Raw genomic sequence first — 14102 nt, forward strand, 5'->3', positions numbered from 1 at the left:
TGTGAACGTGCCCGGGCGCGGGCTCGCCAAGGGCCTCGCCGTCACTCTTCGTACGATGACGAAGCGGTCCCACACCGCCCACTACCCCGACGCGCAGCCGCACCTCCCGCCCCGCAGCCGCGGCGTGATCGCGCTCTTCGAGGAGAACTGCACCGTCTGCATGCTCTGCGCGCGCGAGTGCCCGGACTGGTGCATCTACATCGACTCGCACAAGGAGACCGTGCCGCCGGCCGTCCCCGGCGGGCGGGAGCGGTCGCGCAATGTGCTGGATCGCTTCGCCATCGACTTCGCGCTGTGCATGTACTGCGGGATCTGCATCGAGGTGTGCCCCTTCGACGCGCTCTTCTGGTCGCCGGAGTTCGAGTACGCGGAGACCGACATCCTCGAACTGACCCACGAGCGGGACAAGCTGCGGGACTGGATGTGGACGGTGCCCGCGCCGCCCGCGCTGGACGAGGCGGCGGAGGAGCCGAAGGAGCTGGGCGCGGCCCGTAAAGCCGCGGAGAAGGCGGCCGAGAAGGCCGCCGACGACGCTGAGCAGCAGCAACCGGGAGGCGACGCGTGACCCGCGACTTCCTCTCGCCCACCGGCGTCGAGATCGCCTTCGTGCTCGTCGGGATCGTGGTGCTCGGCGCCGCCCTGCTCACCGTCTCCAGCAAGCAGCTGGTGCATGCCGCGCTCTGGCTGGTCGTCGCGCTCGGCGGGCTTGCCGTCGAATATCTGCTGCTCACCGCCGAGTTCATCGCGTGGGTGCAGGTGCTGATCTATGTCGGGTCCGTGGTCGTGCTGCTGCTCTTCGGGCTGATGCTGACGCGGGCGCCGATCGGGCGGTCGCCGGATGCCGACTCCGGCAATCGCTGGGTCGCGGTGGCGGTGGCGGGCGCCTCGGCGGTGACGCTGGTGTGGGTGGTCGTGGACGCCTTCCGGGCGCAGTACATCGACCTGGACACGTCGCGGGGCAGCACCGCCGTCATGGGCGAGGCGCTCTTCCGGTACTGGGTGCTGCCCTTCGAGGCGCTGTCGGTGCTGCTGCTCGCGGCGCTGGTGGGCGCGATCGTGCTGTCGCGCCGTAAGGGCGAGGCCGACGCGGGCAACGGGGCCGACGCAGGCGACGAAGGGACCAAGAGCTGATGCACCTCGCCTACCCGGCCGTCCTCGCGGTCCTGCTCTTCTGTACCGGCCTGTACGGGGTGCTGGCCCGGCGCAACGTGATCCTGGTGCTGATGTCGGTCGAGCTGATGCTCGCCGCCGTCAACCTCAACCTCGTCGCCTTCGACGTCTGGCTGCGCGACACCCTGCACGCCGGGCAGTCCCTCGCCCTGTTCGTCATCGCCGTCGCGGCGGCGGAGATCGGCATCGGGCTCGCCATCGTGCTGCTCGTCTACCGGACCCGGGGCTCATCGGCCGTCGACAAGCTGCGCGATACGGCGGAGAGAGCCGAGTCCGACCCCGATTCCGTACCGAACGACCAGCCCGCAGGCGAGGAACAGGAGGCGGCCGCCGCGTGAACACCACCACCCTCGCCGTCCTCGTCCCGCTGCTGCCCTTCCTCGCCGCGGTCGCGGCGCTGCTCCTCGGGCGTACGGTCCCGGAGTTGGCCCGGCCGCTCGCCGTGCTGCCGACGGCGGTGGCCGCGGTGCTCGCGGTGGTCGTCGCCGTGCGGCAGGGCGGGGGCGCGCCGGTCGACGCGGCTACGGAGCTGACCCCCACCGGGTCCGTGCCGATCTCGCTCGCGCTGCACCTCGACGGCATGGCCGTGCTGACCGGGGTGCTGGTCGGGGTGGTGGCGCTGTGCGTGCAGCTGTACTCCACCGGCTATCTGCGCGACGACCCGCGTTACGCCTCCTACTCCGCCCTGGTCTCGCTCTTCACCGCCGCGATGTTCCTGGTCGTCTACTCCGGCGACCTCATCGTGCTGCTGGTCGGCTGGGAGATCATGGGCATCTGCTCGTACTTCCTCGTCGGCCACTACTGGGAGACGCCGGAGGCGCGGGCCGCCTCCATCAAGGCCTTCCTGGTGACGAAGCTGGGCGATGTCCCCTTCCTCTTCGGCATCTTCATGCTGGCCGACCAGGCGGGGACGTTCCGTATCAACGGCGTCCTCACCGCGGCCGCGTCGGGCGAGGGGCTCGCGCATCCGACGCTGATCGCGCTGCTGCTGCTCGCCGGTGTCGCGGGGAAGTCGGCGCAGTTCCCGCTGCATACGTGGCTGCCGGATGCGATGGCCGGTCCCACGCCGGTGTCCGCGCTGATCCACGCCGCGACGATGGTCGCCGCGGGGGTGTATCTGGTCGCGCGGCTGCTGCCCGTCTTCGCCGCCTCCACGGCGGCGCTGGTCGTGCTTGCGGTGATGGCCGCCGTCACCATGGTCGGGTCGGCGCTTGCCGCGCTGGCGCAGGATGACATCAAGCGGGTGCTGGCGTACTCGACGGTCGGGCAACTCGGCTATATGACGGGCGCGCTGGCCGTCGGGTCGCGGGATGCCGCGATCTTCCACCTCCTCTCGCATGGGGCCTTCAAGGCGCTGCTCTTCCTGTGTGCGGGCGTGATCATCCATGCCGCCGGCACGAATTCGCTCGCCGCGATGGCGCGCATGGACGGGCTGCGGCGGCGGGCGCCCGATGCGTACTGGACCCTCGCCGTGGCGCTGCTCGCCCTGGCCGCCATTCCGCCGTTCAGCGGGTTCTGGAGCAAGGAGGCGGTGCTGGGCGCGGCCGAGCACGCCGCCACCGGCGACGCGATGGCCGGTGTCCCGGCCGTCGCGGGCTGGATCGTGCTGGTCGCGGGCCTGCTGACCGCGCTGCTCACGGCCGCGTACGCGACGAGGCTGTGGCTCCTCGCCGGCGGCCACCCGTTGCCGGCCGCCGCGGCGAAGCTCGCCCCGGGGCCCAAGGCGCCGGCACTCGCAACAGCAGCGGTCGAGCCACCCCCACCTGGCCACCACCCCGCCAAAACCCCCGCCGTCATGAACGCCGTCCTCTGGGTCCTCTTCATCCCCACCGCCGCCTTCGGCCTCACCGTCGGCAAGCTCCCCGACTGGCTCGACGGGCACTCGCTCGCCCCGACGCTCGCCACCACCGTCCTCGGCACCGGGCTCGCCCTCGTCGGCGTGCTCGTCATGTACGCCGCCTGGCGGCAGACCAGCGCGCTCGCCGCCGCGACCCCGCTCGGCGCCGTCGCCGCGCACCCCGGGGCCGAGCCCGCGCTGTCCGAGGAAGAGGCCATCGCCAGCCACGCCCCCGCGTACGGAGACGTCGCCGCGGCACCCGGCACCACCCCGGCAGGCCGCCCGATGGACCCGGGCCGGATACTGCTCGGCCCCGCCCTCTACCGCGCCGCCGGCCAGGGCTTCCACCTCGACGCCGTCTATTCCGCCCTGTTCGTACGCCCCATGGCCGCCGCCGCGCGGCTCGTACGCTTCCTCGACCGCGAGGTCGTCGACACGTACGTGCGCGCGGCCGGCACCACCCCCCGGCTGCTCGGCGCCGCCGTCCGCCGCCTGCAGACCGGGAATGTGCAGACCTACTTGAGTGCGCTGCTCGCCGGCTCCCTCGTCCTAGCCGTCGCCGCGGTCCTGCTCGCGACGACCGGAACCTCGGGAGGCTGAGCCGGATATGAGCCACACCGCCATGCAGTGGACCCTCGCCGCCATCGTCGTGCTCCCCCTTCTCGGCGCGGCCGCCGCCCTGCTGCCCGCGCCGCCCGGCCTCAAGGGCTCCGAAAAAGGGGGACCCGACCAGGCGGTGCTGCGGCACGGCGTGACCGTCACCGGTGTCGTCTTCGTGCTGTCCGTCGTCCTCGCGATCGGCTTCGACCGCGACGACGCTTCGACCATGCAGGGCACCACCGACCTCAGCTGGATCCCGGCCCTCGGTATCCGGATCCACCTGGGCATCGACGGCGTCTCGCTCCCCCTTCTCGTGCTGACCGCGCTGCTGACCTTCCTCTGCGCGATCTACAGCTACTTCAACATGCCGTCCGGGCCGTCACCCCGGGCGTTCGTCGCGCTGCTGCTCGTCCTCGAGGGCGGCATGCTCGCCACCTTCGCCGTCCTGGATCTGCTCCTCTTCTTCCTCGCCTTCGAGATGGTCCTCATCCCGATGTACTTCCTCATCGCCCGCTGGGGCGGTGACCAACGCGGCCCTGCCGCCTGGAAGTTCATCCTCTACACGCTGCTCGGCTCCGTCGTGATGCTGCTCGGCCTCCTCCTCATCGGCATCAAGGGCGGCACGTTCGACATGGTGGCACTCGCCACTGACAACGGCGCTAAACTCACCCACACCACCCAGCTCATCGCCGTCCTCGCCATCGGCATCGGCCTCGCCGTAAAGACCCCGATGTGGCCGCTCCACAGCTGGCTCCCCGACGCCCACACCGCCGCCCCGACCGTCGGCTCGGTCCTCCTCGCGGGCGTGCTCCTCAAGATGGGCACCTACGGGTTCGTACGGATCCTGCTCCCCGCCGCCCCCGACGGCTTCCGCACCTTCGCCCCGTATCTCGCCGCCTTCGCCGCCGCCGGCATCGTCTACGGATCCCTCGCCTGCCTCGCTCTCGCCCGCGACGGCGCGAAGGGCGACCTGAAGCGCCTCATCGCGTACTCCTCCGTCGGCCACATGGGCTTTGTCCTCCTCGGCATCGCCTCGATGACCCCCACCGGCGTCAACGGCGCCCTCTTCGCCAACATCGCCCACGGCCTCATCACCGGCCTGCTCTTCTTCCTGGTCGGCGCACTGAAGGACCGCACCGGCACCGTCGACCTCGACACCCTGGCGGCGCAGGGCAAGGGCGCCGCCCTCTACGGCCGCGCCCCCCGCCTCGGCACCCTCCTCGCCTTCGGCGCCGTCGCCTCCCTCGGCCTTCCCGGACTCGCGGGCTTCTGGGGCGAGATGCTGGCGATGTTCGGCGCCTTCCGCCCCGCGGAGGGGCTGAGCCGCCCCGCCTTCCTCGTCTGCATGGCGATCGCGGGCTTCGGGACGCTGCTCACGGCCGCGTATCTCCTCGTCGTCGTACGGCGCGTGTGCATGGGGGAGCGCCCCCAAGCCGAGCAAGCCGAGCCCCAGCCCCCGCACCTCCCCGACGTCCGCGGCTACGAATACGCCGCCTGGTCCCCCCTCGTAGCCCTCACCCTCATCGGCGGCCTCTGGCCCGCCGCGCTGCTCGGCCTGACCAACCCCGCCGTACAGAAGCTGCTGACCGGAGGCCGGGCATGACCTCGCTCGTCCAGTCCGTCGACTGGGTGGCCATCGCGCCGCCCACCATCGCCGCCCTCGCCGCCCTCGCGGTCCTGGTCGGCGACCTGTTCACCACGCGCAAGGACCTCCTCGGCTGGGCCGCCACCGCAGGCCTCGCCCTCGCCGCGGCGGCCCTCATCCCCCTCCTCGACGGCGACCGCACCACCTTCTGCCTCAACGAGGGCGCGAAGGCCTGCAGTTACACCGCCGACCGCTTCACCCTCGTCGTCCAGTTCCTCGTCCTCGGCGGCGCCCTCCTCACCGCGCTGCTCTCCCTCTCCGTCGTACGGGACACCAAGCTGCCCGCCGGCGAGTACTGGTTCCTGCTGCTCTCCTCCGCCGCCGGCGCCGCCCTCCTCCCCGCCGCCCGCGACCTGGCCACCCTGGTCATCGCCCTCGAGGTGGCGTCGCTGCCCGCCTTCGCGCTGGTCGGGCTGCGCCGCGACGACCGGCTGTCGGCCGAGGCCGCGCTCAAGTTCTTCCTCTCCTCGGTCACCGCCACCGCCGTGATGCTCCTGGGCGTCGGCTTCGTCTACGCCGCCTCCGGCTCGCTGCACTTCTCCCGCATCGCGGACGGCCTGGACAAGGCGCCCGCCCAGCTCGACACCCTCGCCACGGCAGGCGTCGCACTCACCCTGGTCGGCTTCGCCTTCAAGACCGCGGCCGTGCCCTTCCACTTCTGGGTCCCGGACACGTATGTCGGCGCCCCGGTGCCGATCGCCGCGTACCTCTCCGTCATCGGAAAGGCCGTCGGCTTTACGGGCCTGATCCTGGTCACGGTCCTCGCCTTCCCCGGCTATACGGAGGTGTGGGGCCCGGCGGTGGCGGTCCTCGCCGCGCTCACCATGACGGCGGGCAATGTGGCCGCGCTGCGGCAGCGGGCGGATGCCGAGCACAGCGCCGTACGACTGCTGGCCTGGTCGTCGGTGGCGCAGGCCGGCTATCTGCTGGTGCCCATCGCGGCCGCGGGATACGTGGCGGAGCCCGGCCGCGCGGTCGGCTCCACGCTCGCGTACGCGCTCATGTACGCGGTGGTGAACCTCGGCGCCTTCGCCGTCGTCGCCGCCACGCACGGCACCCGCATCGAGGACCAGCGCGGGCTGACCCGCTCCCGCCCCGCGGCCGCGCTCGCGATGGCCTTCTTCCTGGTCAACCTCGCCGGACTGCCGCCCGGCATCATCGGCCTCTTCGCCAAGGTCACCGTCTTCCGCTCGGCCGTCGACGCCGGGCTCGGCTGGCTGGCGGTGGTGATGGCGCTCAACGTCGTCATCGGCCTCGTCTACTACCTGCGCTGGACGGCCCTGCTGTTCACCGCGCCCGGCGAGGAAGCCAAGACCCCCGTCCGCTTCCCTGCCTCGCTCGCAAGCGTCGTCGGCCTGGCCGCCGCCCTCGCCGTCGCCCTCTCCGGCGCCCCGCAACTGGTGCTGCGCTGGGCGGGCGAGGTGCTCCTCTAGCGCCGGGGCAGGGCGAGCGCGAACAGAGCGAACACAATGGCGCACGCCGCCTGGACGAGCATGCAGACCGCCAGCGCGCTCGTGTAGTCCCCACCGGTCGGGGAACCGGACAGGGCCGCACCGAGCAGGCCTCCGGCGACGGCGACGCCGAGGCCCATGGCGGCCTGCTGCGTGGTCTGCAGCACGCCTGATGCCGCGCCCGCGGATGCCGGCGGGACGTCGGCGACCATCGCTCCTACGAGCGGCCCGAACATGAAGGCCTGCCCGACGCCGACGCCGATGAGGAGGGCGGCGAGCGACCACGGGTTCAGCCCGGAACCCTGGAGGAACACCGAGCCGGCCGTGCCGCCCAGCAGCGCGGCCTGGATCAGTCCGCCGATGACGAGGAGCCTGCGGAACCCGAAGCGGGGCGCGAGCTTCCCCGACCAGACCGACACGGCGAGGAAGCACAGGGAGAACGGCACCAGCACGACGGCCGCGCGCATCGGCGACCAGCCAAGACCGGTCTGCGTGGAGAGCGCGTAGAGGAACGTGAACCCGCCGAACGCGGACTGGAGCAGCAGCGCCATCACCAGACCGATCCGGTACGAGCGGAGCCGGAACAGGGGCGGCGGCACGAGCGGCACCCGGTCGCCGCGGTGCAGCACCACCTGCCGCCGCCAGAACGCCGCGAAGAACACCGGCGCCGCCCCCAGCAGCACCCAGCACCACACCGGCCAGCCCAGCGCCTCGCCCTGGGAGACCGGAAGCATCAGCGCCAGCAGCGCGAGCCCGAGCAGCGCCGTCCCGCTCAGGTCGAGCGACCGGTGGCCGGGCGCACTGGTGTCGGGCAGCCAGCGCAGCGCGGCGCCGAACGCGAGCACCCCCATGGCCACGCTCATCGCGAACACCGTGCGCCAGGGCGCTCCGAACAGGGAGACGGACAGCAGTACGCCGCCGAGCACCTGGCCGATCGCCGTGGCCCCGCCCGCGGTCGCACCGAACAGCGCGACGGCGCGGGCCCGCTCGGGCCCCTGAGTGGTCGCCGTGATCGTCGCCAGCACCTGGGGCACCATGGCCGCCGCGGAGATCCCGGTGAGGGCGCGCGCGGCAATCAGCACATCGATGCCCGGGGCCAGCGTCGCCATCAGGGAGAACAGGGTGAACCCGGCCATGCCGAGCAGGAAGAGCCGGCGGCGCCCGTACAGATCCCCGAGCCTGCCGCCCAGGACCATCGGCACCGCGAATCCCAGTGCGTATACGGACACCACCAGCGACTGCTGGGAGGCGGAGGCGCCCAGAGAGGCGCCGATCTCGGGTACGGCGATGCCCGCGGCCGCGAAGCTGACCACCGACAGCAGCAGCGCCGACAGTGCCGTCAGGAGTCGGCCGGTTCCCAGTCCTGGCGCACTGGATTCCGTCGCCAGGCCCGGTGCAGAAGTTGTTGTCATGTCGTCGACCCTGAGCGGCCGCCTATCCTGGCACCAGGAGCCCATTTATGGGGGTACTGACCACCACCTGGATGCCGGGATCCCCGTGCGGGAGGGTGGATGACATGACAGAGGCCAGGCCGGCCGCGGTCCGGCGCGAGCTCGGGGACTTCCTCCGCAGCAGGCGCGAGCGCGTCACCCCGAAGCAGGCCGGCCTCCCGGCCACCGGACGGCGGCGTACCCCTGGGCTGCGGCGCGAAGAGGTCGCCGTCCTCGCCGGGGTCGGCGTCACCTGGTACACCTGGCTCGAACAGGGCCGGCCGATCAACGTCAGCAACCAGGTCCTGAAGGCGGTCGCCCGCGCCCTGCAACTCGACGACATCGAGAAGCAGCACCTGCTCCGCCTTGCCGGCGCAAGCCCACCTCAGACCGCGCCCGCAGCAGGCGATCCGGGACTCGTCGCGGCCTTTCAGCCCGTCCTGGATCAGCTCGATCCGTTCCCCGCCTGCCTGCAGACGCCGCTGTTCGACCTGGTGGCGTACAACCGCGCCTACCGCTTCCTCTTCACCGACCTGGACCTCGTCCCGCCCGCCGAGCGCAATTGCGCGGTGCAGTTCTTCACCGACCCCGACTGGCGCAGCCGCTACGTCGACGGCGACCTGGTCGCCGCCCGGATGGTCGCAAGAATGCGCGCCGAGGTCGGTACCGACGTCGGCGCCGCCGCCGCGGCCGGAAAGGTCGATGACCTCAGGGAGCGCTCGGCGGAGTTCGCCCGCCTGTGGGCCCGGCACGACGTGCTGCCTCAGCAGTACGAAACCAAGCGCCTCGACAGCCCCCTGGTCGGCCACCTCCAGCTGAACTTCGTCTCCACCCACGTCCCGGAGACGGGCCACCGGCTGACCGTGATGACCCCGGCCGACGAGACCACCTCCCGGCGCCTGACCCGGATGGCAGACCTCTGAAGGACGTCCCAGCGAGCACCTCGCCGCCGTTCCTCCTACGGTGAAAAGCGTGAACGATCACGAGGGACGGCACGGGCGGATCATGGCCGTTCTTCTTGTCGTCATTGGTGTCCTTGCCACCAGTGGCTGGCTGATACGTCCGAACGAGCGGCCCGCCGACCCGCGCACCGCGGAGACCGCCGCCTGGGACCGGCTCGTGCACGGCCCGGCCGCCGCGGCAAGCACCCCGCCGACCGCCGTGACCAGGTATTTCGCGGGTCTCACCGCCGCCTCTCAGCGGCATCTTGCCGACCGCTATCCGCTGGTGGTCGGCAACCTCAACGGGGCCCCCGCCGAGATCCGCTACCGCGCCAACCGCGTCGCGCTGCGCCAGGCCATGGCCGCCGAGCGGCGGTGGCTCAAGACCGCCGACGCCAGCGCCTGGGGTGCCCGTAACGGCCGCCGCAAGGTGCACCGCTACGAGTCGCTGCTGAACGAGCGCCGCCACATCCTCGGCTTCGACCCCTCCGGCGACGGCCGCGCCATCGAGGTCATCGGCGACCTGGACACGGCGGACCGGATCGAGATCGTCGTCCCCGGCGCCGACAACGGCCTGCTCAACTTCGAGCGCACCGTCGGCGCCGTCACCGCCCCCGCCGGCATGGCCCGCAATCTCTACGACGCCATCCGCGGGCAGGACCCGCGCGCCAAGGTCGCCGTCATCGCCTGGGCGGACTACCAGACCCCGGCCCGGATCGGCATCGGCGCACTCACCGGCGCCCTCGCCGAGCGCGGCGCCGAGCGGCTGCGGGCGTTCATCACCTCGCTGCCGGAGCGGCCGCGCGTATCCGTCTTCTGCCATTCGTACGGCACGATCGTCTGCGGTCTCGCCGCCCAGGACCTGCCCGCCGACCGGCGGCTTTCGAACCTCACCGCGCTCGGCAGCCCCGGCATGCGTACGCCCACCGCCGCAGACCTCGACGCGGACCGGGTGTGGGCGGCGCGGGGCGGCGACGACTGGGTGGGGGAGCTGCCGTTCGTCGAGTTCGCGGGCTTCGGGCACGGCCCGGACCCGGCCGGGCGCGGCTTCGGCGCGCGAGTCTTCGGCGCGGATGGTGCCCGGGGACACACCGGGTATTTCGCCGGGGACACCGCCAGCCTGCGCAACATGGCCCACATCGCGCTCGGCGACTACACCCGCGTGACCTGCTCGAACGCAAGGACGTGAGCAAGAGATGGTCACCCGTACGGCCTAATTCCGGACGTTACCGACAAGGGAACTAGTGCCCCCCGCGTGGCGTTGCTCAGACAGGGAGGGTCCACTGGGAGGTGGAAACAGTTCCTCGGATGTGTCGCTTGGAGGACGGACCGTGCACCGCTCGCACAACGGACTGAAAACCGCCGCGCTGCTCGGCGGAATGTCGGCCCTCATCCTCCTCATCGGCAGCGCCTTCGGACGTACGGGCCTGATCATCGCGCTCTTCATCGCGATCGGCACGAACGCCTACGCGTACTGGAACAGCGACAAGCTCGCCCTGCGCGCCATGCGGGCCCGCCCGGTGAGCGAGATCGAGGCCCCGCAGCTGTACCGGATCGTCCGCGAGCTCTCCACCGAGGCGCGGCAGCCGATGCCGCGGCTGTACATCTCGCCGACCGCGGCGCCGAACGCCTTCGCGACCGGCCGCGACCCGCGCAATGCGGCCGTGTGCTGCACGGAGGGCATTCTGCAGATCCTCGACGAGCGGGAGCTGCGCGGCGTGCTCGGCCATGAGCTGATGCACGTCTACAACCGCGACATCCTGATCTCGTCGGTGGCGGGCGCGCTCGCGTCCGTGGTGATGTTCCTGGCGAACTTCGCCTGGCTGGTCCCGATGGGCGGCGGCAACGACCGCGAGGGCCCCGGGCCGCTCGGGATGATCATGATCATGCTGCTCGGCCCGATCGCCGCCTCCATCATCAAGCTGGCGATCAGCCGCTCCCGCGAGTATTCCGCCGACGAGACCGGCGCCCGCCTCACCGGCGACCCGCAGGCCCTGGCCAACGCCCTGCGCAAGCTCGAAGCCGGCACCAAGCAGCTGCCGCTGCCGCCGGAGCCGCGACTGGAGACGGCGAGCCACATGTTCATCGCGAACCCGTTCCGCGGCGGCGCGGGCGCCAAGCTCTTCTCGACCCACCCGCCGATGGCGGAGCGGATCGCCCGGCTGGAGCGGATGGCCGGGCAGGGGCAGACGCAGCAGGGCGGCTGGAGCGCGTAAGGGAAGCTTGGTGTTATGAAGACGCTGCTGAATCTCATCTGGCTCGTGTTCGCCGGCCTGTGGATGGCCATCGGGTACGTGTTCGCCGGGCTGATCCTCTGCATCACCATCATCGGGATCCCCTTCGGCATAGCCGCCTTCCGGATCGCCGGATACGCCCTGTGGCCCTTCGGCCGCACGACGGTCGAGAAGCCGGGCGCCGGTGCGCCCTCCGTCATCGGCAACGTCCTGTGGATCATCCTCGCCGGCTGGTGGCTGGCGCTCGGGCACATCGCCACCGGCATCGCCATGTGCGTGACGATCATCGGCATCCCGCTCGGCATCGCCAGCTTCAAGCTCATCCCGGTCTCCCTGATGCCCCTGGGCCGCGAAATCGTGCCAACGGACCGCCCGTTCGCACAGGCGGCCCGCTGGTAGGGGAGGGGATCAGGACTTTCCGGTGTGCCGGCCGTACTGCAGCAGCGCCCAGGTGAGGCTGCTGAAGGAGGCGACGGACACGACCGAGCGGACGTTGTTCCAGCGGACCCACTTCGCCTCGAAGTGCTCGCGGACCGCGGCGAGGTCGGCGATCTTGTCGACCGCGCCGGCCTTGTCGATGTCGTCGTTGAGCGGCACGTTGACGCCGAAGGTGATGCCCATCTGGACGATGTACAGCACCAGGGCGGCGATCACCCACGGCAGCACCGCCGAGCGAATACCGCTGTCCGCGCCGAGGAGCAGCGCGCCTGCCAGCAGCATGAAGACCACCGCGCCCCCGAAGGTGAGCGCGAACCAGCCGTTCAGCATCGCCTTGTTGGTGTGCTGCAGGAACTCGACGAAGGTCCGGTCCGAGGACCGCTTCAGGCCCGGCATCACCGAGTACGACCAGACGAAGAAGAGTCCGGCGCTCAGCGCGGTGGTGATCAGCGCCAGCACCAGGGACGTCGTGCGCAGACCGGTCATTACTTCCACGCTCCCTCGGACGCCGCGTCGCGGGCGTAGTCGGTGAAGTCCCGCGGCGCGCGGCCGAGGGCCTGCTGGACGCCGTCGACCAGGTGCGCGTTGCGCCCGTCGAGGATGCGCGCGAACAGGTCGGTGAACAGCTCCACGATCTCCGGCGGCAGATGCTCGCCCGCCACCTTCGCGAACTGCTCCGGCGTCACCGGAACGTACCGCACGTCCCGCCCGCTCACCGCGGCGATCTCCGCCGCCGCGTCGTGCAGCGTCAGCAGCCGCGGCCCGCTCAGCTCGTACGTCCGCCCGGCATGCCCGTCCTCGGCCAGCGCCGCGACGGCCACGTCGGCGACGTCCTCCAGATCCACGAACGGCTCCGGCACCTCACCGGCCGGCAGCACCAGCTCGCCGCCGAGCACCGGCTCCAGCAGGAAGTCCTCGCTGAAGTTCTGCATGAACCAGCTGCATCTGATGACCGTCCATTCCGCGCCCGAGGCCTGCACTGCCTCCTCGCTGGGGTGTGTCTCCTCCTCGCCGCGCCCGGACAGCAGCACCAGCCGCTCGACTCCGGCGGCGACCGCGGCCTTGCTGAAGGCCCGTATCGCCGGGGCCGCGGCCGGATCGGCGAGATCGGGTGCGTAGGTGAGATACGCGGCCCGCACGCCCTCCAGGGCCGGGCCCCAGGTCTCCTGGCGGTGCCAGTCGAAGGGGATTTCGCTGTTACGGGAGACCGCGCGCACCGGCATGCCGCGCCGGGCGAGCCGCTCCGCCACTCGGCGGCCGGTCTTGCCGGTGCCGCCGATGACCAGGGTGACGTTCTTGGTGGTGGTGTGCTCGTTGTTTGTCATGCCTTAAGTGAAGCGGCGCGCGCCGAGACGAACCATCGTTCAAAGACTCATCTGCATACGTCAGCGTCTCAGCGAGTTACGCTCGGCCCATGGACTCGCTCGCCGGCCTCCTCAACTCCCCGCGCGCCCAGGGCGCCTTCATGATGCGCGCTGTCCTCGACCCGCCCTGGTCGATCCGGATCCAGGACCGGGCGCCGCTGAGCGTCGTCGCCCAGGCGCGCGGCGAATCCTGGGTGGTGTACGAGGGGCAGGAGCCGGTGCGGGTCGGCGAAGGGGAGGTCGCGGTCATGCGCGGCCCCGACCCGTACGTCTTCGCCTCCGCCCCGGACGTCGAGGCGCAGGCCGTCATCCACCCCGGCGGCCACTGCGAGACCCCGGACGGCGGGCATCTCGAGGAGGAGATGAGCCTGGGCGTGCGCACCTGGGGCACCAACCCGGACGGCGCGGCGATGATGCTCGTCGGCTCGTACGAGCACACCGGCGAGGTCGGCGCGCGGCTGCTCAAGGCGCTGCCCAGGCTGCTGGTGCTGCGCGCGGACGACTGGCGGTGCCCGCTGCTGCCGTATCTGTCCGAGGAGATGGCCAAGGACGACCCGGGCCAGGAGCTGATCCTCGACCGGCTGCTCGACCTGCTGACGGTGGCGGCGCTGCGGGCCTGGTTCGGGCGCCCGGAGGCCGAGGCGCCCGCCTGGTACCGCGCCCAGTCCGACCCGGTCGTCGGCCGCGCGCTGAAGCTGCTGCACCACAACCCGGCGCACTCCTGGACGGTCGCCGACCTGGCCGCCCAGACCGGCGTCTCCCGCGCCGCCCTCGCCCGCCGCTTCGCCGAACTCGTCGGCGAGCCGCCCATGTCGTACCTGACGGGCTGGCGCCTCGCCCTCGCGGCCGACCTGCTGCGCGAGCCGGAGGCGACGGTGGGCTCGGTGGCCAGGAAGGTCGGGTACGGCACGCCGTTCGCGCTGAGCACGGCCTTCAAGCGGGCGCATGGCGTAAGCCCGAAGGACCATCAACTGGCGGCCGTGGGCTAGCCC

Annotated in this window: 14 protein-coding genes; 11 read left to right on the forward strand and 3 right to left on the reverse strand. The window is 71.7% G+C overall.

Translation table 11 applies throughout. From position 1 onward, the window contains the following. The first annotated feature begins 1 nt into the window (after position 1). From ACNNMR_RS26215 to ACNNMR_RS26240, 6 genes are read left to right on the forward strand one after another with little or no spacing between them, the layout of a single operon-like run. Positions 2-565 (forward strand): NuoI/complex I 23 kDa subunit family protein, encoded by a 564-nt coding sequence (locus tag ACNNMR_RS26215; RefSeq protein ID WP_420000479.1) that lies wholly within the window; start codon positions 2-4, stop codon positions 563-565. Continuing rightward, positions 562-1131, forward strand: a complete 570-nt coding sequence (locus ACNNMR_RS26220) for an NADH-quinone oxidoreductase subunit J (RefSeq protein ID WP_419997129.1) — start codon at positions 562-564, stop codon at positions 1129-1131. The genes ACNNMR_RS26215 and ACNNMR_RS26220 overlap by 4 nt, the downstream gene beginning before the upstream one ends. Further along, entirely contained in the window at positions 1131-1508 is a 378-nt protein-coding gene (nuoK, locus tag ACNNMR_RS26225) for an NADH-quinone oxidoreductase subunit NuoK (RefSeq protein WP_419997130.1), read from the forward strand. Before ACNNMR_RS26220 ends, nuoK begins: the two co-directional genes overlap by 1 nt. Further along, on the forward strand, positions 1505-3607 hold the full coding sequence (locus ACNNMR_RS26230) for an NADH-quinone oxidoreductase subunit L (protein ID WP_419997131.1): 2103 nt from the start codon (positions 1505-1507) through the stop codon (positions 3605-3607). The genes nuoK and ACNNMR_RS26230 overlap by 4 nt, the downstream gene beginning before the upstream one ends. 7 nt (positions 3608-3614) lie before the next feature. Next, the gene (locus ACNNMR_RS26235; RefSeq protein WP_419997132.1) at positions 3615-5210 is read left to right on the forward strand and encodes an NADH-quinone oxidoreductase subunit M; all 1596 of its coding nucleotides are present in this window, start codon (positions 3615-3617) and stop codon (positions 5208-5210) included. Then, on the forward strand, positions 5207-6685 hold the full coding sequence (locus ACNNMR_RS26240) for an NADH-quinone oxidoreductase subunit N (RefSeq protein WP_419997133.1): 1479 nt from the start codon (positions 5207-5209) through the stop codon (positions 6683-6685). The genes ACNNMR_RS26235 and ACNNMR_RS26240 overlap by 4 nt, the downstream gene beginning before the upstream one ends. Here the strand turns inward: ACNNMR_RS26240 and ACNNMR_RS26245 are convergent. Continuing rightward, on the reverse strand, positions 6682-8115 hold the full coding sequence (locus tag ACNNMR_RS26245) for an MFS transporter (RefSeq protein ID WP_419997134.1): 1434 nt from the start codon (positions 8113-8115) through the stop codon (positions 6682-6684). The two genes, ACNNMR_RS26240 and ACNNMR_RS26245, sit on opposite strands and share 4 nt — an antisense overlap. A gap of 104 nt (positions 8116-8219) precedes the next feature. Here ACNNMR_RS26245 and ACNNMR_RS26250 point away from each other — a divergent pair, with 104 nt between their 5' ends. From ACNNMR_RS26250 to ACNNMR_RS26265, 4 genes are all read left to right on the forward strand, one after another. Beyond that, positions 8220-9056, forward strand: coding sequence for a helix-turn-helix transcriptional regulator (locus tag ACNNMR_RS26250; RefSeq protein WP_419997135.1), 837 nt, complete (start codon positions 8220-8222; stop codon positions 9054-9056). A gap of 49 nt (positions 9057-9105) precedes the next feature. Beyond that, on the forward strand, positions 9106-10263 hold the full coding sequence (locus ACNNMR_RS26255) for an alpha/beta hydrolase (protein ID WP_419997136.1): 1158 nt from the start codon (positions 9106-9108) through the stop codon (positions 10261-10263). A gap of 142 nt (positions 10264-10405) precedes the next feature. Then, complete coding sequence (htpX, locus tag ACNNMR_RS26260; protein ID WP_419997137.1) at positions 10406-11290, forward strand: zinc metalloprotease HtpX; 885 nt, start codon at positions 10406-10408, stop codon at positions 11288-11290. Between the two features lie 15 nt (positions 11291-11305). Then, complete coding sequence (locus ACNNMR_RS26265; protein ID WP_419997138.1) at positions 11306-11707, forward strand: YccF domain-containing protein; 402 nt, start codon at positions 11306-11308, stop codon at positions 11705-11707. Between the two features lie 9 nt (positions 11708-11716). Here ACNNMR_RS26265 and ACNNMR_RS26270 read toward each other — a convergent pair whose 3' ends face one another. Then, positions 11717-12232: a DUF1772 domain-containing protein gene (locus ACNNMR_RS26270; RefSeq protein WP_419997139.1), complete on the reverse strand. Its 516-nt coding sequence runs from the start codon at positions 12230-12232 to the stop codon at positions 11717-11719. Then, on the reverse strand, positions 12232-13071 hold the full coding sequence (locus tag ACNNMR_RS26275) for an NAD(P)H-binding protein (RefSeq protein ID WP_419997140.1): 840 nt from the start codon (positions 13069-13071) through the stop codon (positions 12232-12234). The genes ACNNMR_RS26270 and ACNNMR_RS26275 overlap by 1 nt, the downstream gene beginning before the upstream one ends. Before the next feature lie 89 nt (positions 13072-13160). On the opposite strand from ACNNMR_RS26275, the gene ACNNMR_RS26280 reads away from it, so the two are divergent. Then, positions 13161-14099, forward strand: coding sequence for an AraC family transcriptional regulator (locus ACNNMR_RS26280; RefSeq protein ID WP_419997141.1), 939 nt, complete (start codon positions 13161-13163; stop codon positions 14097-14099). The last annotated feature ends 3 nt before the right edge of the window (positions 14100-14102 follow it).

The sequence above is a fragment of the Streptomyces boninensis genome (assembly GCF_048572725.1).
Lineage (GTDB): Bacteria > Actinomycetota > Actinomycetes > Streptomycetales > Streptomycetaceae > Streptomyces > Streptomyces boninensis.